27 protein-coding genes are annotated in these 24687 nt (G+C 69.8%); 18 read left to right on the top strand and 9 right to left on the bottom strand.

The genetic code is table 11. From position 1 onward, the window contains the following. Positions 1-27 precede the first annotated feature (27 nt). A complete protein-coding gene (locus ACO2Q1_RS15790; protein WP_423330448.1) occupies positions 28-507 on the top strand; it encodes an SRPBCC family protein in 480 nt (159 codons plus the stop codon). A 3-nt stretch (positions 508-510) separates the two neighbouring features. On the opposite strand, the gene ACO2Q1_RS15795 is transcribed toward ACO2Q1_RS15790, so the two are convergent. After that, complete coding sequence (locus ACO2Q1_RS15795) at positions 511-987, bottom strand: Lrp/AsnC family transcriptional regulator (protein WP_423330449.1); 477 nt, start codon at positions 985-987, stop codon at positions 511-513. Between the two features lie 140 nt (positions 988-1127). Between ACO2Q1_RS15795 and ald the strand changes: the two genes are divergently transcribed. Continuing rightward, positions 1128-2246 (top strand): alanine dehydrogenase, encoded by a 1119-nt coding sequence (gene ald / locus ACO2Q1_RS15800; RefSeq protein ID WP_423330450.1) that lies wholly within the window; start codon positions 1128-1130, stop codon positions 2244-2246. 37 nt (positions 2247-2283) lie between these two features. Beyond that, positions 2284-2586, top strand: a complete 303-nt coding sequence (locus tag ACO2Q1_RS15805; RefSeq protein WP_423330451.1) for a hypothetical protein — start codon at positions 2284-2286, stop codon at positions 2584-2586. 7 nt (positions 2587-2593) lie between these two features. Here the strand turns inward: ACO2Q1_RS15805 and ACO2Q1_RS15810 are convergent, their stop codons facing one another. The 3 genes from ACO2Q1_RS15810 to ACO2Q1_RS15820 all read right to left on the bottom strand — a co-directional run bounded on the left by ACO2Q1_RS15810 (position 2594) and on the right by ACO2Q1_RS15820 (position 5898). After that, complete coding sequence (locus ACO2Q1_RS15810; protein WP_423330452.1) at positions 2594-3331, bottom strand: M48 family metallopeptidase; 738 nt, start codon at positions 3329-3331, stop codon at positions 2594-2596. Continuing rightward, the gene (locus ACO2Q1_RS15815) at positions 3291-4565 is read right to left on the bottom strand and encodes a polyhydroxyalkanoate depolymerase (protein WP_423330453.1); all 1275 of its coding nucleotides are present in this window, start codon (positions 4563-4565) and stop codon (positions 3291-3293) included. The genes ACO2Q1_RS15810 and ACO2Q1_RS15815 overlap by 41 nt, the downstream gene beginning before the upstream one ends. A 112-nt stretch (positions 4566-4677) precedes the next feature. Further along, positions 4678-5898 carry a YihY/virulence factor BrkB family protein gene (locus ACO2Q1_RS15820; protein WP_423330454.1) on the bottom strand — a complete coding sequence of 407 codons (1221 nt, stop codon included), beginning with the start codon at positions 5896-5898 and terminating at the stop codon, positions 4678-4680. A 97-nt stretch (positions 5899-5995) separates the two neighbouring features. Here ACO2Q1_RS15820 and prmC point away from each other — a divergent pair, with 97 nt between their 5' ends. The 7 genes from prmC (at position 5996) to ACO2Q1_RS15855 (ending at position 14329) form a co-directional block, all read left to right on the top strand. After that, positions 5996-6904, top strand: coding sequence for a peptide chain release factor N(5)-glutamine methyltransferase (gene prmC, locus ACO2Q1_RS15825; RefSeq protein ID WP_423330455.1), 909 nt, complete (start codon positions 5996-5998; stop codon positions 6902-6904). 325 nt (positions 6905-7229) lie between these two features. Then, positions 7230-8129 carry a DUF4167 domain-containing protein gene (locus tag ACO2Q1_RS15830; RefSeq protein ID WP_423330456.1) on the top strand — a complete coding sequence of 300 codons (900 nt, stop codon included), beginning with the start codon at positions 7230-7232 and terminating at the stop codon, positions 8127-8129. An 81-nt stretch (positions 8130-8210) separates the two neighbouring features. Further along, a complete protein-coding gene (locus ACO2Q1_RS15835) occupies positions 8211-9386 on the top strand; it encodes a response regulator (protein WP_423330457.1) in 1176 nt (391 codons plus the stop codon). A gap of 62 nt (positions 9387-9448) precedes the next feature. Next, a complete protein-coding gene (locus ACO2Q1_RS15840; protein ID WP_423330458.1) occupies positions 9449-10123 on the top strand; it encodes a DUF4893 domain-containing protein in 675 nt (224 codons plus the stop codon). 16 nt (positions 10124-10139) lie between these two features. Next, the gene (locus tag ACO2Q1_RS15845; protein WP_423330459.1) at positions 10140-11357 is read left to right on the top strand and encodes an FAD-dependent oxidoreductase; all 1218 of its coding nucleotides are present in this window, start codon (positions 10140-10142) and stop codon (positions 11355-11357) included. 56 nt (positions 11358-11413) lie between these two features. Further along, complete coding sequence (locus ACO2Q1_RS15850) at positions 11414-12184, top strand: DUF4893 domain-containing protein (protein ID WP_423330460.1); 771 nt, start codon at positions 11414-11416, stop codon at positions 12182-12184. Positions 12185-12277: 93 nt separating this feature from the next. Beyond that, positions 12278-14329: an NAD(+) synthase gene (locus ACO2Q1_RS15855; RefSeq protein WP_423330461.1), complete on the top strand. Its 2052-nt coding sequence runs from the start codon at positions 12278-12280 to the stop codon at positions 14327-14329. 41 nt (positions 14330-14370) lie between these two features. On the opposite strand, the gene ACO2Q1_RS15860 is transcribed toward ACO2Q1_RS15855, so the two are convergent. Continuing rightward, positions 14371-15189, bottom strand: coding sequence for a hypothetical protein (locus ACO2Q1_RS15860; protein ID WP_423330462.1), 819 nt, complete (start codon positions 15187-15189; stop codon positions 14371-14373). A 113-nt stretch (positions 15190-15302) separates the two neighbouring features. Between ACO2Q1_RS15860 and obgE the strand changes: the two genes are divergently transcribed. The 5 genes from obgE (at position 15303) to ACO2Q1_RS15885 (ending at position 19250) form a co-directional block, all read left to right on the top strand. Continuing rightward, the gene (gene obgE / locus ACO2Q1_RS15865; protein WP_423330463.1) at positions 15303-16352 is read left to right on the top strand and encodes a GTPase ObgE; all 1050 of its coding nucleotides are present in this window, start codon (positions 15303-15305) and stop codon (positions 16350-16352) included. Between the two features lie 98 nt (positions 16353-16450). Continuing rightward, complete coding sequence (locus ACO2Q1_RS15870; RefSeq protein ID WP_423330464.1) at positions 16451-17113, top strand: nicotinate-nucleotide adenylyltransferase; 663 nt, start codon at positions 16451-16453, stop codon at positions 17111-17113. Between the two features lie 140 nt (positions 17114-17253). Further along, on the top strand, positions 17254-17679 hold the full coding sequence (gene rsfS, locus ACO2Q1_RS15875; protein WP_423330486.1) for a ribosome silencing factor: 426 nt from the start codon (positions 17254-17256) through the stop codon (positions 17677-17679). A 36-nt stretch (positions 17680-17715) separates the two neighbouring features. After that, positions 17716-18180: a 23S rRNA (pseudouridine(1915)-N(3))-methyltransferase RlmH gene (gene rlmH, locus ACO2Q1_RS15880; protein WP_423330465.1), complete on the top strand. Its 465-nt coding sequence runs from the start codon at positions 17716-17718 to the stop codon at positions 18178-18180. Further along, positions 18180-19250, top strand: coding sequence for a murein hydrolase activator EnvC family protein (locus ACO2Q1_RS15885; protein WP_423330466.1), 1071 nt, complete (start codon positions 18180-18182; stop codon positions 19248-19250). Before rlmH ends, ACO2Q1_RS15885 begins: the two co-directional genes overlap by 1 nt. A gap of 19 nt (positions 19251-19269) precedes the next feature. Here the strand turns inward: ACO2Q1_RS15885 and ACO2Q1_RS15890 are convergent, their stop codons facing one another. The 3 genes from ACO2Q1_RS15890 to ACO2Q1_RS15900 form a co-directional block, all read right to left on the bottom strand. After that, positions 19270-19647, bottom strand: a complete 378-nt coding sequence (locus ACO2Q1_RS15890; RefSeq protein WP_423330467.1) for a hypothetical protein — start codon at positions 19645-19647, stop codon at positions 19270-19272. A gap of 80 nt (positions 19648-19727) precedes the next feature. Continuing rightward, positions 19728-20543 carry a DUF2461 domain-containing protein gene (locus ACO2Q1_RS15895; RefSeq protein WP_423330468.1) on the bottom strand — a complete coding sequence of 272 codons (816 nt, stop codon included), beginning with the start codon at positions 20541-20543 and terminating at the stop codon, positions 19728-19730. Beyond that, on the bottom strand, positions 20540-21721 hold the full coding sequence (locus tag ACO2Q1_RS15900) for a DNA cytosine methyltransferase (RefSeq protein WP_423330469.1): 1182 nt from the start codon (positions 21719-21721) through the stop codon (positions 20540-20542). Before ACO2Q1_RS15900 ends, ACO2Q1_RS15895 begins: the two co-directional genes overlap by 4 nt. Before the next feature lie 109 nt (positions 21722-21830). On the opposite strand from ACO2Q1_RS15900, the gene ACO2Q1_RS15905 reads away from it, so the two are divergent. The 3 genes from ACO2Q1_RS15905 to ACO2Q1_RS15915 all read left to right on the top strand — a co-directional run bounded on the left by ACO2Q1_RS15905 (position 21831) and on the right by ACO2Q1_RS15915 (position 24109). After that, positions 21831-22280, top strand: a complete 450-nt coding sequence (locus ACO2Q1_RS15905; protein ID WP_423330470.1) for a COG3650 family protein — start codon at positions 21831-21833, stop codon at positions 22278-22280. 60 nt (positions 22281-22340) lie between these two features. Continuing rightward, the gene (locus tag ACO2Q1_RS15910; RefSeq protein WP_423330471.1) at positions 22341-23510 is read left to right on the top strand and encodes an acyltransferase family protein; all 1170 of its coding nucleotides are present in this window, start codon (positions 22341-22343) and stop codon (positions 23508-23510) included. Positions 23511-23581: 71 nt separating this feature from the next. After that, entirely contained in the window at positions 23582-24109 is a 528-nt protein-coding gene (locus ACO2Q1_RS15915; RefSeq protein WP_423330472.1) for a CHAP domain-containing protein, read from the top strand. Positions 24110-24130: 21 nt separating this feature from the next. Here the strand turns inward: ACO2Q1_RS15915 and ACO2Q1_RS15920 are convergent, their stop codons facing one another. Further along, positions 24131-24676, bottom strand: coding sequence for a hypothetical protein (locus ACO2Q1_RS15920; protein ID WP_423330473.1), 546 nt, complete (start codon positions 24674-24676; stop codon positions 24131-24133). Positions 24677-24687: the final 11 nt, after the last annotated feature.

Genomic DNA, 24687 nt, shown 5'->3' on the forward strand with positions numbered 1-24687 from the left:
TGCGGCCCGAACAAGGAGCCCTGACCGATGGAACTCAAGTTCAAGGTGTCCGCCCGCGTCGCCCGCCCGGTGCATGAGGTCTTCGAGGCCGTGGCCGATCCGGCGAAACTGTCGGGCTATTTCACCACCGGCGGCGCCGTCGGCCGACTGGAGACGGGCGCCACCGTCCAGTGGGAGTTCGCTGACTTCCCCGGCGCCTTTCCGGTGAAGGTGGTGGAAGTCGAGACCGACCGACGCATCGTGCTCGAGTGGGAAGCCAACGACGGCCCACCGCAAGACGGCGCAGCCACGGCGGGCGCCGCCTACATGACCACGGTGGTCATGACCTTCGAGCCACTGGACGGCGACAGCCGCACCCTGGTCACGATCGAGGAGAGCGGCTGGCGTGAGACGGAGACCGGGCTGAAGGCCGCCTTCGGCAACTGCATGGGCTGGTCCCAGATGCTCGCAGCCATGAAGGCCTGGGTCGAGCATGGCCTCAACCTGGCCGAAGGCATGTACGTCTGAGGCCTAGACCGGCAACGCCCCACGCTTCACCACCGTCCGCATGGCCACGCTGGACGACACCCGCGTCACCCCGGGGATGCGGGTCAGTTCGCGCGAGTGGACCCGCTCCAGATCATCGACGTCCCGCACCACCAGCCGCAGCAGATAGTCCGAGCCGCCGGTCATCAGATAGCATTCCACCACCTCGGGCACGGTGGCGATGGCGGTCTCGAAGGCGGTGAGGGCGCTCTCGGCCTGGCTGGACAGGGTGACGGTGACGAAGACGCTGATCGGCAGGCCCACGGCCCGCTCGTTTATGATGGCGGCATAGCGGCTGATGACCCCGGTCTGCTCCAGGGCGCGCAACCGGCGCAGACAGGCGCTTTCCGACAGATTGACCGTGCGGGCCAGGTCCGCGTTCGACATCCGGCCGTCACCCTGAAGAGCGCGAAGCATCTTCCGGTCGGTGATGTCGAGCTGAACGGCGGAAACGGTCTTCATGGGCAAACCTGACGCAATATTCTGCACATTTACGCCGATCACTCGCCGAAAAGAACAGGAACCTGCAATCTGATCATCGCTAGAAGTCGCTCAACCCTCACATCGCCCGCCCATCGGCGCGGCCGGACCGGAGACCTCTGATGCGTGTCGGCGTTCCCAAGGAAATCAAGACCAACGAACACCGGGTCGGCCTGACCCCCACAGCGGTGCGCGAGTATGTCGCTCACGGTCACCAGGTGCAGGTGCAGACCGGCGCCGGCCTGGGCGCCGGCTTCACCGACGACGATTTCAAGCGCGCGGGCGCCGAGATCGTCGCTGACGCCGCCTCCATCTTCGCGACCAACGACATGATCGTGAAGGTCAAGGAGCCCCAGAAGGTCGAGTGGGAGATGCTGCGCGAGGACCAGATCCTCTACACCTACCTGCACCTCGCCCCCGATCCGGAACAGACCAAAGGCCTGATCGCCTCGAAATGCGCCGCCGTCGCCTATGAGACGGTCACCGATGCGCGCGGCGGCCTGCCCTTGCTGGCGCCGATGTCGGAAGTGGCGGGACGGATCGCTGTCTTCTCGGCCGCCGAGACCCTGCTGAAGCACAACGGCGGCATGGGCCTGCTGTTCTGCGGCGTGCCGGGCGTGGCGCCGGCGCGGGTTCTGGTGCTGGGCGGCGGCGTCGTCGGCCTGAACGCGGCGCGCATGGCCATGGGCCTGGGCGCCGAGGTCGTGGTGCTGGAGCGGTCGATCCCGCGCATGGCCTATATCGACGAACTGACCGGGGGCCGGGTCATCACCCGCTATTCCTCGATCGGGGCCATCGAGGAGGAGATCGTCAAGGCCGACGTGGTGATCGGCGCGGTCCTGGTGCCCGGCGCCGAGGCCCCCAAGCTGGTCAAACGCGAGCACCTGAAGAAGATGAAGCCGGGCTCGGTCCTGGTGGACGTGGCCATCGACCAGGGCGGCTGTTTCGAGACCTCGAAGCCGACGACCCACGAAGACCCGACCTATGTGATCGACGGCGTGGTGCACTACTGCGTGGCCAACATGCCGGGCGCGGCGCCGCGCACCAGCTCGGAAGCCCTGAACAACGCCACCCTCCCCTTCGGCCTGGCCCTGGCCGACCATGGGCTGGAGGCGCTGAAGAAGGACCCGCATCTGGCGCGCGGCCTGAACGTGCTGCGCGGCGAACTGACCTATCCTGCGGTCGCCGAAGCCTTGGGCCTGCCCTGGAGCGATCCGTTCGGCGTCTGGGCGCGCGGCTGAGCTTGATCCCCTGCGAGACGGCGGATAGGTCGGCGGCATGCTGATCCTCGCCGCCGTCATCGCCGTCGCCTCGCAGACCGCATCAGAGCCTCCGGTCGAGTGGGCGCGGCGGCCGCCGATCGAATATCCCGCGCGCGCGCTCAGCCGGGATGTGCGGCGCGGGCACGTGCGGCTGTCCTGCCGGTTCGAGGCGTCCATCGCCACGGAGTGCACGATCGTGGAGGAAACGCCGCAGGGCGAGGGCTTCGGGCCCGAAGCCCTGCGCGCCGTTCGCCGGGGCGTCGCCGCTCCGGGGACGGAGGGCGTCCGCGCCGTCCGCCTCGACTTCGTCCTGGGCTAAACCGGGATCAGTCCGCGCCCACGGCGTGCAACGCCGCGCCGTGGCGACGCAACCAGGCGCGGAACGGCCGATGGTCGCCGACCAGACGCTCCACCACGCTCCAATAGGCCGGGCTGTGGTCGCCGTGGACCAGATGCGCCACCTCATGGGCGGCCAGATAGTCGAGCACGGCGGGCGGAGCCAGGACGACACGCCACGAATAGCGGATCGAGCGATTGTGCGGGCTGCAGGAACCCCATCGGCTGCGCGTGTCGACGATCGACAGACGGACCGGGCGCTGGCCCAGCGTCCGCAAATGGACCTCCGTCCGCTCCGTCAGGGTCTGGCGGGCCAGCCGCTTCAGCAGGTTCTCGACCCGACGCGCGAAGGCCTCGCCCTCGCCGCCCGAGCGGATCACGGGGCCGTCGGCCGCCTCGACCAGCCGGGCCGCGCCGGAGGTCCCGGTCGCCTCCAGGCGAGTGGGCCGCCCCTGAACCGGGATCACCGCGCCCGGGGCCAGCGGCATGCCCTCGACGCGCGCCGACAGCCGTTCGGAGATCCAGTCGGCCCGGCTCCGGGCGAAATCGACGGCCTGGGCCAGCATCCGCTCGCGCGGCGCCACAATGACCGCCTCGCCTGCCCGGGCGTCGATACGGACCGAGATACGCCGGGCGCGCGGGTTCACCGAAAGGCGCAACGCCCCGGCTTTTCCCGGCGACAGGGCCTCAAGCGGCAGTCTTTGGCCGTGCCGATACGAGCTGTTCATTCTTGGCGATGAAGTCGGTGACGCGGGGATAGATCTCCTCGCGGAAGCGGCGGCCGTTGAAGACGCCGTAATGGCCGACGCCCGGTTGCACATAGAGCAGACGCTGGTCCTCCGGAACATTGGGACACAGGCCGTGGGCGGCCTGGGTCTGGCCGACCCCGGAGATGTCGTCCTTCTCGCCCTCGACGGTGCACAGGCCGATGTCGCTGATGGCCGACAGATCGACGGGCCTGCCGCGATGCTCCAGCTCGCCCTTGGCCAGGGCGTATTTCTGGAACACCAGGTCGATGGTCTGGAGGTAGAATTCCTCGGTCAGATCCAGAACGGCCAGATACTCGTCGTAGAACTGCTCGTGCTTCTCGACCCCGTCGCCGTCGCCGGCGACCAGATGACGGAAGTACTCGTGATGGGCGTCGCGGTGCCGCTCCTCGTTCATCGACATGAAGCTGTAGAGCTGCACGAACCCCGGATAGACCCGCCGCCCGACGCCCGGATAGGGCAGGGGCACGGTGTGGATCATGTTCGAGCTGAACCAGGCGAACGGCTTCTGCTCGGCCAGTTCATTGGTCACCGTCGGCGACAGCCGCGCGTCGATCGGCGACCCCATGAAGGTCATGGAGGCCGGACGGTTTGGATCGTTCTCGGCCGCCATCACGGCGGCGGCGGCCAGGACCGGCGGCCCGGGCTGGCACACGGCCACCACATGGGCGCGCGGACCGATCTGGCCCAGCATCTCGCGCACATAATCGACATAGTCGTAGAAGTCGAACCGGCCTTCCAGAACCGGCACCTGACGGGCGTTCTCCCAGTCCGTCACATAGACGTCGTGGTCCTGGATGAAAGCCTCGACCGTGCCGCGCAGCAGGGTGGCGTAGTGGCCCGACAAGGGCGCCACGATCAGCACCGAGGGCGCAGAAGACGGTTTTCCCGCCCGCTTGAGATCGCCGACATGGCGGGCGAACCGCACCAGCTTGACCCACGGGCTCTGCCAGACCACCTGCTGGACGGTGCGAACGGGCTTGCCGTTCACCGTCACGACCTCCAGACCCCAGTCCGGCTTGCCGTAGCGCCGCGTCACGCTCTCGAACAGCTCCGCCGAGGCGTAGGCCGTGCGGCCGATGGCGGTCTGGGACAGCGGATTGAATGGCGAGGTCCAGAACTGGCGAGCGGCCTGGGCGCCCAGGCGCCAGGGCTGGGCCGAAACATAGGCGAGTTCGTGAAGGGCGTAGAGCATGACGATCCGGAACGCCGCCCCGAAACGGGGCCTGAACGTCGATCATACATGATGACGCATGTGCGAAAGATCAATTTCGTAGGGATTGATTCCCGCACGCCTGGGCGTCCCTCTAGTCCCGTCTCGCGCGCCGTCGCGCCAGCCGGTCGGCCAGGGCCTCGGCATGACGTAATGTGAAGGTCAGGGCGGCGGGCGAGCCGCGCCGGGCCCCGACATTGTCCGCAACCTGGGCGCCGCGTTCACCGATCGGCATGGCCGGGCCGGTCGTGGTGTCGATCGCCGTCTGACGCTCGATCTCGGCGTTCAACTCCGCGCCCATCAGGATGATCTGCACGGAGATCCACATCCACAGCAGAAAACCCATGAAGGCCGCCAGCGGGCCGTAGGAATCCGTCCGCACGAAGGTGGTCAGGAACCAGCTGAACACGAACGACACCGCCACGCTGGCCGCCGCCGCGAACAGGGCGCCGGGCGTCAGCCACCGCCAGCGCGCCTTCTGCCGGCACGGCCCGAAGCGATAGATCAGGGTCAGGGCGGCGGTGTAGCCCACGAACAGGACCGGCCACCTCAGCCAGTCGAACAGGATCCAGTCGTTCGTCAGCCCGAAGACGGCCAGCACCACCGGCACCCCGACCACCAGCGTGCTGGTCAGCAGCACCGCCGTCAGGCCCGACAGGGTGAAGGCCAGGCACAGCAGGTTGTAGTGGACCAGATTGCGCCGCTCGACCTCGTGGTAGGCGACGTTCAGCCCGTAGAACAGGGTCTTGATCCCGCCGTTGGCCGTCCACAGCGACAGCAGCAGGGTCCAGGCCAGGGTGAAGGTCATCTGGCCGGTCGAATTCTCGGCCAGTCGCTGCATCTGCGCGCCGAGGAACTCGGCCACCCCCTGGGGCAGGACGGAATAGAGGAACTGCAGCCGCGCCCAGGCCTCGTTCGGATCGGCGAACAGCCCATAGATGGTGACGAAGGCCGCCAGGGTCGGGAACATCGACAGCAGCAGAAAAAAGGTCACCCCGCCGGCGAAGAAGCCCACCCGGTCGCCGAAATAGGCGCCGCCCGTCCGCCACAGGATGTCGGTCCAGCCCTTGCGCGGAATCTGCTCCGGCCTCTGGGCCATCCGCCCCCGCCCCGGCTCCCGCGCTTCGTAATCCTCGGGCGCCGGCGGTTTGGGCGGCAGGATTTCCGGCCGCTCGGGCCTCAGCTCCACCCCGAATTTGTGTCCCTGACTATAGAGCAGATGCGCCGCCGTCGCCCCGGCCGCCAGCCCACCCAGGCCGGCCGCCAACCAACGCCAGCCGGGAATGCGCAGGGTCGTTTTCCGAGAGGATCGCATGGCCCGAGAACGGCTCAGCTTCATCCCCGTTCCCCTGTTGTCGTGCACGATCCGACAAGGATCGCATCCAACGGCGCGACCTGATAGTCAGCGCCCCATGACCGACCCCATCACGCCGAAATCGGGCGACGGCCCGACCCTGCTGACCGTATGGAAGGGTGCCCAGGCCCGGCTCAAGACCGGCAAGATCGACAGCCCCTCCATCGACGCCCGTCTGCTGGTCGAGGCGGCGACCGGTGCCACGCGCATGGACATCCTCACCGACCCTTACCGTGCGGTGACGCCCGATCAGTCGGCGACGCTGGACGCCTATGTCGAGCGCCGCCTGCGTCGCGAGCCCGTGTCGCGCATCCTGGGCCGCAAGGGGTTCTGGAAGATCATGCTGAACGTCACGCCCGACGTCCTCAGCCCCCGCCCCGACACCGAGACCCTGATCGACGTGGCCGTCCTGGCCCACACGAAGAACGAGGCCTTCACCGTCGCCGACCTGGGCACGGGCTCGGGCGCCATCCTGCTGGCCATCCTGGCCGAGCGTCCCGCAGCCACCGGCGTGGGCACCGATATCTCGTTCGAAGCCATCGCCGTCGCACGCGACAACGCCGCAGAGTTGGAGCTGGACAATCGCGCCACCTTCCTGCGCACCGAATGGGCGACCGGTTTCGGCGACGGCAGCTTCGACCTGGTCGTCTCCAACCCGCCCTACATCCCGTCCGCCGACATCCCCGGCCTGGATCCGGAGGTGCGCGACCACGACCCGCACCTGGCCCTGGACGGCGGCCCCGACGGACTGGAGGCCTATCGCCAGCTGGCCCCGGAGATCGCCCGCGTGCTCAAACCCGGCGGCGTCTTCGCCGTGGAGATCGGCTGGGATCAGGGTCCGCAGGTCAAGGCCCTGTTCGAGGCCCAGGGCTTCACGGGCGTCAAGGTCGTCAAGGACCTGGGCGACCGCGACCGCGTGGTCACCAACGGCCCGGACCCGCGCGTCAATCCGATTCCCCAGGACTAGGGACGCTACCGCTTGCGACGCGGCCGCCCGCTGCCTGAGCGTCGAAACCACGCTCGGCTTCAAGGGCAACAAACCCCTTGGAATGGGGCGTGAGGCGCGCTATGGCAGGTCGTCTCCCACCCAAGCGCAATCGATTCAGGCAGATCGCCTGACGTTTCCGCGTCCTGGACAGTGACGGTCGGCGCTCAGTTCCTGCGCCGGCGGACCACAGGGCGACGACAGGTTCCGAACAATCGCACCGGGGATAGGCCCCGAACGAACGGAATGACGAACAGGGCCCGGTCCTCCTCCCGACGGCCGCCCCGCACCAGCACGGTAAGCTCGCATGAGAGATTTCAAGGGCATGAAGCGTCAGCGCGGACGCAACCGGAACAAGTCCGGCGGCGCCAACGCGAACAACGCCAACCCCAACCGGTCCTGGGACTCGCAAGGTCCCGAGAACATCAAGGTCCGGGGCAACGCCCAGACCGTCTATGAACGCTATTTGCAACTGTGGCGCGACGCGTCCAGCTCGGGCGACCGCGTTCTGGCCGAGAACTATCTGCAGCACGCCGAACACTATTTCCGCGTTCTGCGGGCGCTCCAGCCGGCCCGGCCGGTGTCCGAGATCGCCGCGCGCGAACTGTCGAACCAGGGTTTCGACATCGATTTCGAGGATGAATCGGGCGCCCAGGCCGCCGCCTTCCTCGCCGCACAGCAGGCCGCTGAGCGCACCGCCCAGCAGCAGCAGGAGGCGCGGGAGGCCCGCGAAGCCCGGGAGGCGTCCCGCGAGGCCGGCCGCGAAGCTTCGCGCGGCGAAGGCGACGACCGGGACGCGCGCGCCGAGGGCGACGAAACCCAGGGCGACGGTCGTCGCCGCGAAACCCGCCGCGAACGCTGGGAACGTCGTCGCGAGGAGCGCAATCGCCGCTTCGAGACCGAGGCCGGCGGCTCGGATGGAGCGGACTCCGAGGACGGCGCCGAGACGTCCGAGACAAAGGATGCGACCGCCGCGGATGAAGCTCCCCGGGTCGAGGCCGACGCCCCGCCGGCCCGCACCGAGCGTCCCCGCCGCAGCCGCATGCCGCGCGAAGGCGATGCGGACGACGAGGCGCCGGCCGCCCTGCCGGGTTTCCTGACCCGCTCCACCGCGCCTGAAGCCCCTGCCGAAGACGGCGACGCCTCGCCTGCCCCCCGTCGCCGCACAACGCGCAAGAAGGCCGAGGCTGCGCCGACCGAAGACTGAGGCGGTGACACAACTTTAGGTTTAACCGGCGCGCAATCTTTGCGGGTCACACTCCTCCCCAGTCTTTGGGGGAGATGAGTTATGACGACCGACCATCAGCCTGTGCGTCCGAAGGCTTGGCCTGGAGCGCCCGAGCCCTGGCGACAGGAAGAGGCGCAGGCGTTCCGAACCCCTCTGAACGCCGTGATCGTCCTGGCTGACACGCTGCTGTCTGACGCCGACCAACCGTTGACGGACAGGCAGGCGGAAGCCGTCGCGGCAATCCGCACCGCCGGCCTCCGCCTCCTGGGTCTGGTCGAAACGCCCCAAGACGAGTCCGATCCGGATTTCGGCACCTCGGCTTCGGACCTTGCGCCCGAAATCGTCGACCCGGCCCGGATGATCCGGCGCCTCCACGACATCCTGCGGGCGCGGATCGAGGCGCGAGGAGCGACGCTCTGCGAGCCCGTCGTCCTCACCGACGACTGCGCCGCCGCCGACCGAACCCTGCTTCGCCGCATCGTCTACGCCCAGACGGCCCGTGTCCTTGCGGCGTGCCGCCGGGGGGCCGAGATCGCCACGGAGGTGCGGCGCGGCCGCGACTTCATCGAGATCGCGATCGCGGCGCGACAGCCGACGTCGCCCCGGCGGTCGGCCTCATCCAGCGCCCCGTTCACATCGACCGTCCCCGACGAGGCGCCGCCCTTGCGCGGAATCGGTCTCTCGGCCGCACGACGGCTGGCCCTGAGCCTGAACGGTCGACTGGAACACGGCCGTCTCTCCAGCCATGTCCATGGCGACTTCGACCCTGGCCTGGTGCTGATGTTGCCGCCGGCCACGCGACCTGCCGCTCCCACCCGACCAGGAGCCCAAGGACGTCAACGCCCCCTGATTCTCTACATCGAAGATCACCCGGCCAATGTTCTCGTGATGCGACGGGTGCTGGACGCCCTCTGCCCTTGCGACCTCTATGTCGGCGAAACCGGATCCCTGGGTCTGGCCATGGCCGGGGATCTGCGTCCGGACGTCATCCTGCTCGACCTCAATCTCCCGGATCTCGACGGCTTTCAGGTGAAGTCGCGCCTGTCCGGCGATCCCGCCACCCGAGACATTCCCGTCATCGCGGTGACGGCCAATGCGGGACCTGATGATCTGAAGGCGGGGCTGCACGCCGGCTTCCTCGACTATGTGACCAAGCCGATCGACATCGCCGCCCTGGTCGCCGCCCTCGCCCTGGCGCTCGGGCCGGATCGCATCGGGCGGCGGCGGGCGGCCTGACGGAACCTTTCCGGCCCGTCGCATCGCTTCGCGTCTCGCCGCTTTCGTCCTAGTGTCTGAACATGCCCTTCGTTCCGACCCCGCTTCCCGTCCGCACGCTTCTGGCCGCGACCCTCGCCGTCACCGCCCTCTCCGCCTGCGCGACGGCCGTCGAGGCGCCGCCGCCGCCCCCTCCGCCGCCCGGAGCCGGCGCGGTCGATCGCCTGGACTGGCGCGGCATCATCACCGCCATCGATCGCGACCGGTATCAGCGGCGCGACGCCGCCTGGACCCTGGCGCTTGAACAGGCGCAGCGCCAGCGCGGCTCCGGCGACCTCGCCTCCGTCGGCGATCTCATCCGCCCGCGCGCGACGCGCGGTCGCGTCGCCCCGCCGCCGGGCGACTATCGCTGTCGCACCGTCAAACTGGGCTCCCAGGGCGGGGAAGACGGCCTGGGCTATGTGGTCTACGGCTGGTTCGCCTGCCGCATCGAACAGACGCCGCGCGGCCTGAAATTCTCCAAGCTCACGGGATCGCAGCGCCCCTCTGGCCTGCTGTTCCCCGAAGACGACCGCCACATGATCCTGCTGGGGTCGCTGGCCCTCGCCGCCGAACCGCCGGCCAATTCCTACGGTCGAACCCCGGATCGCGACCTGGTCGCCGTTCTGGAGCGTATCGGCGAGGCCCGCTGGCGTCTGGTCCTGCCCTGGCCGCAGAATGAGTCGAACCTCGATCTGATCGAGCTGGTCCCGGCCTGATGCAGGCGCAGGCCGCTTGACCCGGAACATCGCCGTCGTCGGGGCCGGCCCCGCCGGACTGGCTGTCGCCCTGATGCTGGCGCGTCGGGGACGGCGACCCGTCATCTTCGAGCGATTTGACGCCCCCCGACCGGTCGGCGCCGGCTTCCTGCTGCAACCGACGGGACTGGACGTGCTCGACGGCCTGGGACTGACATCGACGATCGCAGCGCTGGGTCAGCCCGTCGGACGGCTGTTCGGACGGGAGGCGCGGCGCGGCCGGGTTGTTCTGGACGTCCGCTACGACGCTCTCAGGCGCCCGCGTCCGGCGCTCGGCGTGCTGCGTTCGGCCCTGTTCCAGACGCTGTACGACGCTGTGATCGCCGAAGGGGTCGAAATCCGGTCGTCGCACGACATCGCCTCGGCCGACGACGGTCGGCTGTCCGATGCGCGCGGCCGCGACCTGGGCCGGTTCGACCTGGTGATCGACGCGTCCGGCGCGCGGTCGGCGATCGCCAAGACCCTGCCTTGCCGGGGCCTGATCGGCGCGCGACGCGACCTGGCCTGGGGCGCCCTGTGGACCACCACCCCCTGGCCGGGCGCCGATTTCGACCCCGGCGCCCTGGAACAGGTCTACCGCGCCGCCGACCGGATGATCGGCGTCCTGCCCAGCGGCCGACGCCCCGACGACGCGGCCCCGACCGCCACCTTCTTCTGGAGCCTGAAGCCGGATGACTACGCCCGCTGGCGGTCGGACGGTCTGGACGCCTGGAAGTCGGAAGTGCGGACGCTCTGGCCGCGCACCGAACCGGTCCTCGACGCCATCATCGATCCAGAGGCCCTGACCCTGGCGCGCTACGGCCACCACACCCTGACCCAGCCGATCGGGCGACGCCTCGCGGTGGTCGGCGATGCGGCCCACTCGACCAGCCCTCAGCTCGGACAGGGGGTCAATATGGCTTTGCTGGACGCCCGCGCCCTGGTCGAAGCCCTGGACCGGGCGCCGGACCTCGATACGGCCCTGAGCGCCTATGCCGGCGCGCGCCGTCTGCACCTCGCCCTCTATCAGGCGCTCAGCCTGGTCTTCACGCCGTTCTACCAGAATGACGGCCGGGTCCTGCCCTGGGTGCGCGACCATCTGCTGGGTCGTGTCGCGCGCCTGCCGACGGCCGACCGGCTGCTGGCGGCGACGGTGTCGGGCCTGTTGCTGGACCCACGCTTGAAGCTCGATCGGCCTGCCTTCGCGAGAAGCTGAAACCGCGACGCTCCGTCGCACGTTCTGTCCACGGACGCCGCGTCACGGAGATCGCCATGCCCTCACGCCTGCTCATCCTTTCGGCCGCTGCGGTCCTGCCTCTGCTCGTCGCTTGCGGCGAGGGCGGAAACGCCCCTTCGGAACGGACCTCGCCCGCTGTGACCGCCCCGGCGGCCGCCGAACGGGAGACGGCCGCCGACGAAGCGGCGTCCGCGCCGAACAGGCCCGGTCCGGAATCCCCCGTCTCTCCGCCCCCGCCCGTCGCCCCGGCTCCAGGCGAACAGGGTGGGACGGACGATTGGCGACAGGTGGCGAACGACGCGGACAAGGCGCGTCTGGATCGGCTGGACGCGGCCTGGAGGCAGGCCTTGCGCGACGCCCGCCAGGCCGGGTTCCGGGACGATGTGCGCGGCCTCGGCGCCCTCGCGGACCCCGACGCTGGCCTCTCGGGCCGCCTTCAGCCGCCGCCCGGCGAATATCGCTGCCGCACGATCAAGATGGGTCGGATCGGTGAATACGGCGGCTATGTCGCCTACCCCGGCTTTCGTTGCGTGGTCGAACTCACGCCCGGCGGCGACCTGATCCTCACCAAGGTCACCGGCTCGCAGCGGACACGCGGCCTGATCTATCCGGATACGGATGATCGCCTTGTCTTCCTGGGCGCACAGGCCTGGGGCTCCGGCGAAACCGGCTATCCGGCCTATGGACAGCAGGGCGAGCGGGACCAGATCGGGGTCATCGAACGCATCGGCGACAACCGCTGGCGGCTGGTCCTTCCCTGGCCGAAGCAGGAATCCAAGCTGGACCTCCTCGAGCTCGTTCGCTGATCGGGCGTCCGTGATCACGCCGACTTTGGCGTCGGACGGTCTCGCCTGTTAGAAGACGGCGTCTTCGTCCTCACGGGACGTCCGGATCCGCCGATGCCCGACAGCCGCCCCTTCCACGTCCCCGCAACACACGGCTTCGTCCGCGTGGTCGCCGCCACGCCCGTCGTCCATCCGGCCGACCCGGTCGCAAATGCGGCCGAACACATCACCCTGATCCGACGAGCGGCGGAACAGGGCGCGGACCTGATCGTCTTCCCGGAGCTGAGCCTCAGCGGCTACGCCATCGACGACCTCCACATGCAGGAGGCCCTGCTGGACGAGGTAGACCGGCAGATCGAAATCCTCACGGCCGTCGCCGACGACGCCGGATTAGTCGCCGTGATCGGCGCTCCGGTCCGCAGCGGCGACGCCCTGTTCAACTGCGCCGTCGTGATCGGCGGCGGAGAGGTTCTGGGCGTGGTCCCAAAGACCTATCTGCCCAACTATCGCGAATACTATGAGAAACGCTGGTTCGCCCCCGCCCCTGCGCGGACCGAGGACAGCGTCGTCCTGAACGGCGAAACGGTCGATTTCGCACCCGGCCTGATCTTCGAGGCGGTCAACCGGCCGGGGTTCGTCTTCGCGGTCGAGATTTGCGAGGATTTCTGGGCGCCCCAGCCGCCCTCGACCCGCGCGGCGCTCGCCGGCGCGCGCATCCTCCTGAACCTGTCGGCTTCCAACATCGTCATCGGCAAGGCCGACGAGCGGGCGATGCTGAGCGCCAGCCAGTCCTCGCGAACGATCTCGGCCTATGTCTTCACCGCCTCGGGCTGGGGCGAAAGCACCACCGACCTGGCCTGGGACGGTCAGGCGACGATCCACGAACTGGGCGCGAGACTGGCCGAGGGCGAACGGTTCGCCCTGACCTCGCACCTGACCGTCGCCGACATCGACGTGGACCGGATCGGCCTGGACCGGCTCAGGAACGGCACCTTCGCCGAATGTGTCCGCAGCGAAGGCGAGGCGGCGACGGTGATTCCCTTCGCGGCCCGCGAAAACGCAACGGCGCCGACGAGCCTTCGCCGCCCGCTCGACCGCTTTCCCTTCGTGCCGGATGATCCGGCCCGGCTGGACCAGGACTGCTTCGAGGCGTTCAACATCCAGGTTCAGGGCCTGATGCGGCGGATGACCGCGACCGGCGCCAGGACCCTGGTCATCGGCGTTTCGGGCGGACTGGATTCGACCCAGGCCCTGCTGGTCGCCTGCCGCGCCTTCGACCGCTTGGACCTGCCACGCAGCGCCATCCGCGCCTATACGATGCCGGGCTTCGCCACCTCGGAGGGCACCAGGGCCAACGCCTGGGCCCTGATGAACGCCCTCGGCGTCACGGGCGAGGAGATCGACATCCGCCCGGCGGCGACCACCATGCTGCGCGACATCGGCCACCCCTTCGCTGACGGTCAGCCAGTGCATGACGTGACGTTCGAGAATGTCCAGGCGGGCCTGCGCACCGACTATCTGTTCCGGCTGGCCAACCAGACCGGCGGCTTCGTGCTCGGCACCGGCGACCTGTCGGAACTGGCGCTGGGCTGGTGCACCTATGGCGTCGGCGACCATATGAGCCACTACAACGTCAACGGCGGGGTGGCGAAGACGCTGATCCGCCACCTGATCCGCTGGGTGGCCGATCGCGAGCTCGTGGGGGCCGAGGCGGTCTCGACCCTGCACGCCGTTCTGGAAACCGAGATTTCGCCCGAGCTCGTGCCCGCCGGCGCGGACGGCAAGCTTCAGTCGACCGAGGCGACAGTGGGGCCCTATGCCCTGAACGACTTCTTCCTGTTCTACATCAGCCGCTTCGGCCTCAAGCCGTCCAAGGTCGCCTATCTGGCCCTGCAGGCCTGGGGCGACGCCTCACGCGGCGAGTGGCCGGTGAACACCCCGGAGGCCGAAAAGGTCGCCTACGACCTGGCGACGATCAAACACTGGCTGAGGAAGTTCCTCCTCCGCTTCTTCCAGACCAGCCAGTTCAAGCGATCGGCCCTGCCGAACGGCCCGAAGGTCGTCACCGGCGGCTCCCTGTCGCCGCGCGGCGACTGGCGCGCGCCGTCGGACGCCTCGGCCAGGGTCTGGCTGGACGAGCTGGAGGCCAACGTCCCGGACGCCTGACGCAACGCTGTTGAATTCCCGCGCGGGCGCTCGGGCCTCCGTCAAGCCGCGAGGGCGGCGGGCAGGACGGCGGGCTGGGCCGCCTCGGCAAAGCCGATCTCCCGGCTGACCTCGGCCAGGGCCTTTTCGGCGTCCTCGACCTCCTTCTCGCCCTCCGGTCCCTTCGCCCTGGCCGCCTCGGCGACCTTCTCCAGGATTTCCTTCAGAACCTTCTGCAGCGCGCGCGCCTGTTTCAGGAAGTCTGCGGCGTCGGCCGCGTCGGACTCCTGCTTCTGACGATCCCGCGCCCGAGCCTCGGCTTCCGGCGCGTTCTGCATCCGTCGATACAGCTCAGCGGCGCGCTCCGCGGCCGTCGGAGGTTGCGCCTCCGCCTTCACCTCTTCGGCGGCGGAACCCTCGCCGTTCGCCTCCGCAGGGCCGGCCTCCGCGCCGGTGGTTTCGGAACCGGCCACCGCTTCGGCCGAAGCCTCGGCTGTGCCGGACGCCGCCTGCGCTCCCGCTGTGCCCCCGCCCGCGACCGCGCCGACGCCGGCCGTCGACCCGCCCGCCGACGCATAGGCCTTCACCGCCGACGCCAGCTCCCGTGACAGCCGGGCGATCTCCCGCGCCGCGCCGCGCGGATCCATCGACGCCGTCTGCTTCAGCAGGCGAATGCGCTCCTTGATCTGCTCCAGCTTGCGCCGCGCCATCTCCTTCTGGACCTCGCCCACGTCCACACGGGCGTGTTTCAGGACCTCGATCGCCTGCTTGGCCGCCTTCAGCCGGTCCTCGCGCCGCTTCTCGGCCGCCTCGGCGCGCGCGTCCGACGCCGCGCGAAGATCGGCGGAAACAAGGGCGGCGCTGGCGTCGATGCGGATCACGCGATGACCTCCGGTATCCGCCGGATTGTGCCCGGTCCTCCTTAGGCGGTCGTAAACGCGCTTCCCGCAGGCCACGCCTGTAAATCGCCGCTCTTTTTCGGCATAAGCCGCCGATGAAGTTCCTCGACCAGGCCAAGATCTACATCCGCTCCGGCAATGGCGGCGGCGGCGCCGTCTCGTTCCGGCGCGAGAAATTCATTCCGAACGGCGGCCCCGACGGCGGCGACGGCGGCACGGGCGGACACGTCTGGATCGAAGCGGTCGAGGGGCTGAACACCCTGATCGACTATCGCTACCAGCAGCATTTCAAGGCCCAGACGGGCGGCCACGGCATGGGCCGCAACATGCACGGCGCCAAGGGCGAGGATGTCGTGCTCAAGGTGCCGGTCGGCACCCAGGTTCTGGACGAGGACAAGGAAACCGTCCTTCTGGACATGGACGAGGCCGGCAAGATCGAGCTGTTGCTGCGGGGCGGCAACGGCGGCTGGGGCAACAACCGCTTCAAGGGCCCGATCAACCAGGCGCCCAAACACGCCAATCCGGGCCAGGACGGTCAGGAGCGCGCCATCTGGCTGCGGCTCAAGCTGATCGCCGACATCGGGCTGGCCGGCCTGCCGAACGCCGGAAAATCGACCTTCCTGGCCGCCGCCTCGGCCGCACGCCCCAAGATCGCCGACTATCCCTTCACCACCCTGGCGCCCAACCTGGGCATGGTGGACCTGAGCCCCAGCGAGCGGTTCGTCATCGCCGACATTCCCGGCCTGATCGAGGGCGCCTCCGAAGGCGCCGGCCTGGGCACCCGCTTCCTGGGCCATGTCGAACGCTCGGCCAGCCTGATCCATCTGATCGACGGAACCCAGGCGGACGTGGTCGAGGCCTGGCGCATCATCCGCCATGAACTGGACGCCTATGGCGAAGGCCTGGCTGACAAGACCGAACTTCTGGCCCTCAACAAGATCGACGCCCTGTCCGACGAGGAGCGTCAGGAGAAGGCCGCCGCCCTGGAGGCCGCGTCCGGCAAACGCCCCTGGCTGGTTTCGGGCGTGTCCGGAGAAGGCGTGCCGGAGCTGCTGCGCGCCGCCTGGGCCGAGGTGCGCAAGACCCGCGGCGAGATCGATGACGCCGGCGACGACGTCCAGCCGGCGGGCGCCTGGACGCCCTGATCGCCGGAACCTCCGTCGCAAATATTGTCAGGACAAGGCCGGTCGCCCGTGATAGGGCGCCGCTGAGCAAAACCCGTCCACGCCGAGCGCCGCCCGCCTTGCCCTTCTTCCACGCCGGTCCAGCGCCCAAGGGTTCGGGCCCCCGCCGGGGCGCGCTGCGTGACGGCCTGGACCTGACGCCGGGCATGTCGGTGGGTCTGTTCGGGGGATCGTTCAACCCGGCGCATGACGGCCATCTGCACGTCGCCGAGACGGCGCTGAACCGCCTGGGCCTGGATCGCGTGGTCTGGCTGGTCTCGCCGCAGAACCCGCTGAAGGGCCGGCACGAGACCGCTCCGCTGGCGGAACGGATGGCCACGGCCCGCGAATGGGCGCGCTCGCCGTCGATGATCGTGTCGGACGTCGAGACCCGCATGGGAACCCAATGGACGATCGACACCCTGCGCGTGCTGAAGGCGCGGCATCCGGGCGTGCGTTTCGTCTGGCTGATGGGTTCGGACAATCTCGCCGGCTTCCACCGCTGGCGCGGCTGGACCGACATCATGCGGATGATGCCGGTGGCTGTGATCGCCCGGCCCGGCTCCATGCTGGAGAGCCGCTCGGCCCCGGCCGCCCGACGCTTCGCCGGCTGGCGCATCCCCCAGGATCAGGCGCGCCTGCTGGCCCACCTGGACGCCCCCGCCTGGACGTATCTGACGGCGCCGCTGAACCGCAGTTCCTCGACCGCCCTGCGCGCCGCCGCCCGTCGCGCGAAGTCGTGATCCACGGCCAAGGATGACGTTCGGGGTCATCCATGCTATAGGGCCGCTCCAGATAACCACCCCGGAGCCCTCCGCTGACCCCCTCGCCCGCGTATGACGCGCAAGATCAAGCCGTTTCCAACACGGCTCACGAGCAGGACCTGATCGCCCCGCTGCACGACGAGGACGGAGACTCCGCCGGAGGTTTTGACGGCCCCCGTGCGCCTCTTCCCGCCGGTTCGACCGCACTCGAGACCGCCATCCTGGCCAAGCTGGACGACGACAAGGCCCAGGACATCGTCCTGATCGACCTGCGCGGCAAGTCGCCCATGTCCGACACCATGATCGTCGCCTCGGGCCGCTCGCACCGCCACGTCGGCGCCCTGGCCGATCACCTGCTGCGGACGCTCAAGGACCACGGCCTGGGCAAGGTCAAGGTCGAGGGCCTGCCCCATTGCGACTGGGTGCTGATCGATGCGGGGGATGTCATCATCCACCTGTTCCGCCCCGAGGTGCGCGTCTTCTACAATATCGAGAAGATCTGGGCCGTGGACAGCGGCGGTCACCGCGGCGCCGGCGCGGCCTGATCCGCGCCGTCCCGCTTCGTCCCGTTTGAGGATGGGATGAAACTCACGATCCTCGCCATCGGAAAGCCGGGTCGCGGGCCCGAGGCCCAGCTGGCCGACGACTACGCCCGGCGCGCCTCGCTCGCGGGGCGGGCCCTGGGCCTCGGCCCGCTCGACCTGATCGATCTGGAACCCCGAAAGCCCGGCAAGGCGCCGGAGGCCGATCTGCTGCTGGCCGCCGCCGAGGGCGCGCATCTGATCGCCTGCGACGAACGCGGCAGGACCTACGCCAGCCGCGCCTTCGCCGATCACCTGGCGACGCTGCGGGATCAGGGCGAGCGTCGGCTGGTGTTCGCGATCGGCGGCGCCGACGGCCTGGACCGGCGCGTCCTGGACGCGGCCGGATCGACCCTCGCCTTCGGTCCGCAGACCTGGCCCCACGCCCTGGCCCGCGCCATGCTGGCCGAGCAGTTGTATCGCGCCGTGACCATACTGGCCGGTTCGCCCTATCACCGTGATTGATGAAGAAGACGCTGATCGCGCTCGGACTGATGGGGCTCGCGGCCGGACCGGCGGCGGGACGGCAGACGCCCGGCCAGACCGCGGAACTGCCGGGACTCCAGGCCGAATACCGCGATGAACTGGCCCGCGCCCGCCGTCTGCGCGCCGACGCCCAGGAGGCCCAGGCCGAGCTGGCGAACCTGCAACGACGTCTGGACGGGCTCGAGCGGGCCCGCGACGCCGACGACGCCCAGATCGAGGCCCAGCGCGCCCGACTGGATCAACTGAACCGCCGCGACGCCGAGCTGGCGGTCCGGCTCTCGCGCGCCCGCGCCGGCCAGACCCGCCTGCTGTCGGCCCTGCAGATGATGAGCCGCCGTCCGCCCCCGCCCCTGCTGATCCCGGCCGACCAGGCCACGGACACCGTGCGGGCCGCGATCATGCTCCGGGCCATGACGCCGGAGCTCCAGGCGCGCGCCCGCGCCGTCGAGACCGAACAGGAAGAGGCCGCCCGTGTGCGCCGTTTGGCGGTGCTGGCGTCGGAACGGCTGCTGACCACCGAAAGCGCCCAGACCGACCGGCGCGCCGAGATCGAACAACTCAGCCGTCGCAAGGCCGCCCTGACCGCCGTGCTGCGCGCGGACGCCGAACGCGCCGAACGCGCGGCCCAGGCGCTGGAGGCCCGCATCCGGGCCCTGGGCGGGCGACCCGCGCGCCTGACGGACGCGGAAGAGGCCGCGATGGCCACCCGCCTACCGGGCGGGCGGTCCCGACTGTCGCCGCCGGTCTCCGGCCCGTCCGAGCGCCGATCGAACGGCGTGGCCTGGCGCCCCGGCGCGCGCGCCGTCGCCGCACCGGCCGAGGCCACGGTCGACTACGCCGGTCCGCTCAGCGGCTGGGGCCAGGTGGTGATCCTGGATCTCGGTCCCGGCTGGCGCGCCGTGGTCGCGGGCCTGGACAGCGTGGCGGTCGAGGCCGGCGCGCGCGTGGCCGACGGCCAGACGCTCGGGCGAGGCGCCGAAGAGGGCGAGGTCTATTTCGAACTGCGCCGGGCGGACCGGCCGATCGACCCCCGCCCGTTCCTCGACTGACGTCCGGAGACATCCGGATTCAGCGCAGGGTCAGATAGCCCCGCTCGACCATGCGACGCAGACCTTCATAGGCCTCGGACAGCTCCTCGAAGGCGACGCGCGCGGCCGTCAGACGCGCGATCACGTCCGGGGTGGCCGGAGAGCCGGATTCCGACAGACGCAGGGCCTCGGACACCCACCGGGTCCGCGCCGTGGCGACGGCGACGGCCATCCGCTGAAAGGCGCCGGTGTCCACGGTCTTGAGCGCCGGCGCGATGACCTCGCGGTTGGAGACGTAGGCGGTGTAGTCGATCTGCTCCAGCAGGCCGCGCAGACGGCGCTGTTCCTGGGGATCGATGTCCTGGGGCTCGAAATGGTCGCGCGAGCGTCGCACAGAGTTGGTCATGATGGTCGACATCGGAGCGCGGCCTCCCTGCCGGTACGACGATCCGAAGCCGAGGGTGCGCCTCTGCGGTTAACGATCGGTTCAGACCGTCCTCAACGCTGAGGGACGCCGTGCAGGGCCTTCCATCCGAAGTCCAGCAACGGCCGGATGTCGCGGGCGAACCGCGCGATCAGACCGGGCAGGTCGGGCGAACCGATCTCCGCGCCGGTGAGCCCGCGCCGCACCAGCCAGCGGGTGCGTTTCAGATCCGCTTCCAACGGTCCCCCGGCCTGGGCCTCATGGCCCTTGGGCATCCGCTTCACCGGATCGCCGGCGCCCAGGCTCAGACCGGCCTTCGACAGTCCGGCGATGACGGCGGCCCATGCCTCGGGATCGGCGACGATGGCGGCGCGGAAGGCGTCGATGTTGGGTCGCTCGGACAAATAGAAGCCGCCGCCGAGAAACGGGCCGTGCCCGAACGGCGAGCCCTCGGCGTCCGCGCCGACCGCTTCCGACGGCGGCAGGGTCGAGGGGTCGAGCGGATCGATGCTGTCGGGATCAAAGGCCGGCCGCGACCCGCCCTCGGGCTCGATGTGGACATAGACCATGCCCGGCGACAGCTTGCGCCATTCGCCGTCCGGTCCGGTGCGGGTCAGGGTGGCCGAGACGTGGGTCTTGTACGGCCGCTTGTCGTGCGAGAACCGGGTGTCGCGGTGGATGCGGAACAGGCTCTTCTTCGGATTGCCCGCCAGGGGAACGCCGACGGCGGCCATCGCCGCCGTCGTATCCGCCACCAGCGCCTCCAGCGTCGGCTTCAGCCGTTCGTCATAAACCCCGCGATGCGCGGTGAACCAGTCACGATCGTTGTTCAGCGCCAGCTGGCGCAGGAACTCCAGGTCGGCGGGATCGAAGCCTTTGAAGGCGGTCACGCGGCCATCTCCCGTGATCGTCCGGCGAGAGCCGGAAGCAACAACTGCTCGCCCAGGGCGCGCACGACCGGCGTCGCCACCGCGTCGCCCATCAGCTTCAGAGCCGCGCTTTCGCTGCGGGGCAGGCGATAGGCGTCGTCCAGCCCCATCAGCCGCGCCGCCTCTCGCCCCGTCAGCCGGCGGGCGCGCAGGCGGCCGTGCTCGGCGACCAGCACATACTGCCGCGACGACCCTCCGGCCGGAGTGCGCAGGCATCCGGCCAGGCCGTCCAGCCGCACCTCCAGCCGCTGAACCTTGCGTCCGTCTTCGACCCGCACCCGTCGGAAGGCGGCCGCCACGCGGCGCTCTCCCGACGCCAGGGCGGCGTCCAGCCGCTGCCTGTGCAGGGGCGACGTCATCGCCAGCAGATTCTGCGTCTGCGCCTCGTCCAGCCAGTCACACTGGGCGTCCGGCGACAGCAGGGCGTCCAGATCGAGGTTCCGGCGCGGCGGCGGCGTCATCCGCCACCACGCCCAGGCGGCCCGGACCGCCTCCGGAAGCGCGGCCTGGGCGGCGATCAGTCGGGGCGTATGGAACGGCGCGGCAGGCGCCGACGCCTCCGGTCCCGCCACCCCCTTCATGGCGACGACGAACAGCCGAGGACGCGACTGGGGCAGCCATTGCGCGGCGTCCAGTTCCAGCGCGCCGACGCGATACCCGGCCTCGACCATGGCCTCGCAGACGGCGGCGAAATCGGCGCCGCCCGACGAACTGAGCAGGCCCGAGACGTTCTCCAGCACCACGACCGGCGGGCCGCGCCCCTCGGCCTGCAGCCCCTGCACCAGACTCCAGAACCCCCAGAACGCCCCCGATCTTCGCGCCTTCAACCCCCCGCGCGCCCCGGCGAGGCTCAGGTCCTGACAGGGCGACGAGGCCCAGCAGACGGCGGGCGCCACGGCCGGAAGGTCGGCGGGGCTCAGGCCCCAGACATCACCCTGAACAAAGGAAACCCCGGGATGGTTGGCGCGAAAGCTGGCGGACTTCGCCGCGTCGATGTCGTTGGCGAAGGCCGTCGCGAACCCCGCCTGCGCCAGGCCCATCCCCGCCAGGCCGCCGCCGGCGAAGAACTCGAACACGGCCGGCGCCCGTCCGCCCCGGCTCATTGCCTGTGTCGCCGCCTGTTCCGAGCGAATCGCCATGGCCCTATCCTAGCGATCGGCGCAGGCTGGGGCGACGTCCGCCCTTGACCCCGCGCCTGCGAAGGCGCGAGGGTCCGCCGATCCACTTTTCCCAGCGTGAGGCCCCGTCATGAGCCCCGTCCTCAGAGCCGTCCTCCCCGCCGCAGCCCTGGTCCTGGCGGCCTGCTCCGAGGGCACGACCGAGAGCGCCCCGCCGCCCGCCGATGCCCCGCCCGCCGCCGTCCTGTCCGGAACCGACCTCAACCAGCCCCTGCGCGTTCTGGGAACCGAACCCTTCTGGGGCCTCGACGTCACAGCGGAGGGCCTGAGCTGGAGCGGCGTGGACGAAACCCCGCTGACCGCCCCCAATCCCGGGCCCGGCATGATGGGCGCCATGGCGGTGTGGCGCACGCAGACGACGGACGGCCAGCCCCTGGTCCTGACCCTCATCGCCACCGAATGCTCGGATGGGATGAGCGACCGCATCTACCCCCTGACGGCCAGGGTCGAGCTGGGCGAGCGCGATTTCCAGGGCTGCGCAGCCTCGCGCGCCTTCATCGAGAGCCAGCCCGCGCCTTAACGGTTCCCAAAGCGTGAGCCCCTAGGGTGCCGGTTCGAACCGGACCCGAAGGGACAACTCATGGTCGCGCAGAATGCGGAACTTCGAGCCTCGCTCGCCCCGCGCCCGGACTCCCATCTGACCGATGCGGCGGGCGCCCCGACCGACCTGCGGGCCCTGACCTCCCTGCGTTTCCTGGCCGCCATGTGGGTGGCCGTCTACGCCCTGTGGGACCACCTCGCCGTGGATTTCCGGCCCGGCCTCGTGGCCAAGGGCTATCTGGGCGTTGAGCTGTTCTTCGTCCTGTCCGGCTTCATCCTCTGCCACGTCTATCTGGCGGCGGCGGGCGAGAAACGGTTCAGCTATCGCGACTTCCTGTGGGCGCGGGTTGCGCGGGTCTACCCCCTGCATGTCGCCACCCTGGTCGGGGTCGGCGTGCTGGCTTTCGGCGCTGTGGCGGCCGGAATGGCGGTGGACGACGGCATCCTCGGCTGGTCCTCCCTGCCCGCCAATCTGACCATGACCCACGCCTGGGGCCTGGCCCCGGAGTCGGCCTGGAACCACCGGTCCTGGTCGATCTCGGCCGAATGGTTCGCCTATCTGCTGTTTCCCGCCTTCGCCTGGGCCGCCTGGCGCGTGAAGGATCGGCCCTGGGCGGCCACGGCGTCCGGGGTCTTCTTCCTCTTCGCCCTTTATCTGGTGTTCCCGCGCCTGGCCGGCTTCCACCTGACCGAGGCGACGATCGCCTGGGGCGCGCTGCGGATCGTGCCGTGTTTCGCCCTGGGATGCGCCCTGTATCTGGTCTTCCGACGTCGCCCGTTGCCCCGGCCGATGCTGGTGTCGACGGTCGCCGCCTTGCTTATGACCGGCGCGGCGTGGCTGAACCTTTGGGACGGCGTCATCGTCGCCCTGGCCGGCGCTCTGATCCTCGGACTGGCGTCGCTGCCCAACGCCCGCGCGGGACTGATGGCCTCGAAGGCCGGCGTCTACCTCGGTGAGATCAGCTATTCAGTCTATATGGTCCTGGTGCCCTGGCAATTGCTTGCGGTGAACCTTGCGGCCAGGCTCACCGGGGCGGACGACAAGCGTCTTCACGTTTTCGTGTGGTTGGCGATCCTCGCCGGCCTGCCGGTCGTGGCCGCCGTCTCCTACCATCTGGTGGAATTCCCGGCCCGACGGGCGCTTCGCCGCCTGGGCGAACGGTTCCCGCGCCGCGAAAAGGCCCTTCGCACTGCACAAACGGCGTTATGAGGTCAGGGGTTCAACCCTCGGGCGAGAGCGGTTATGGCTGCTCTGGGCGTAACAGTCGGAAACACTCCAGCATGACGAAACGGTTCACCGCCGCCGTGGTTGCGGCGTCGCTCGGATTTTTCGCCGTGGGCTCCGGGCCCGCTGCGGCCGACGCGCCCTACTGGCAGTGCGTGACCTTCGCCCGGATGCTGTCGGGCATCCAGATCTTCGGCGACGCCTGGACCTGGTGGGGCCAGGCCACCCGCAAGTTCCGCACCGGCGAACGGCCGGAGACCGGCTCCGTCATGGTGTTCCGTCCGGTCGGTCGGATGACCCGCGGGCATGTCGCGGTGGTGTCCAACATCATCACGGACCGGGCCATCCAGATCACCCACGCCAACTGGGGCGGCAGCCGCGGCAAGGTCGAAGAGAACGTCACCGTGGTGGACGTGTCCGACGCCAATGACTGGAGCCGGGTCAAGGTCTGGTACAATCCGATCAACGACCTCGGCACGACCGTCTATCCGACCTACGGCTTCATCTACAAAGGCCAGGCCGACACCGCCGCAGACGCGCTCCAGACGGCGTCGACCGACACATCCGAGATCGCCTCACGCTGATCCGTCGCCCTTGCCCGCCGGTCAGGCGGCCGGCGCCGGGCGGAACAGCAGCACCACGATCTTGCCTTCGGCGTTGAGGGCGATGACCCATTGGGTCGCCTGATTGGCGAACTGCGCCATGAACAGCTCCGCGCCGTTCTCGGCGCCGACATGGGCCAGGACGGTCAGTGCGCCGAAGCTCTGGATCAGTGGAGTGATGGCGCTGGACTGTTCGCGGACCTTGACGGCCAGGTTCTCGGACATGTCGCCATAGTTCGGCGCTCCGGCCTGCATGGCGGCCACGGTCTTGCGCAGCATCGCCTCGGCGGCGGCGACCTGCGCCGGGTCCGAAGGCGTCGCGGCCGGAGCCGTCGTCTGGGCCGTCGCCTGGGCGGGCGCAGCGGCGGCGGGACGGGCGGCCGGACGGGCCGCAGGCGGGCCGTCAAAGGTGTTGGGTATCGTCGCGACCGCTGCGGCGCCGCCCGGCGGCGTCAGCTGGCTTCGGCCCTGCCCGGCTGATTGGGCGAGCGCCGGGGCGGCGGCCAGGGCCAGGACGGCGGCGACGGCGGAAATGGCGAGACGGCTCATGAAACACTCCG

This window comes from Brevundimonas sp. VNH65 (genome assembly GCF_049445955.1).
Lineage (GTDB): Bacteria > Pseudomonadota > Alphaproteobacteria > Caulobacterales > Caulobacteraceae > Brevundimonas.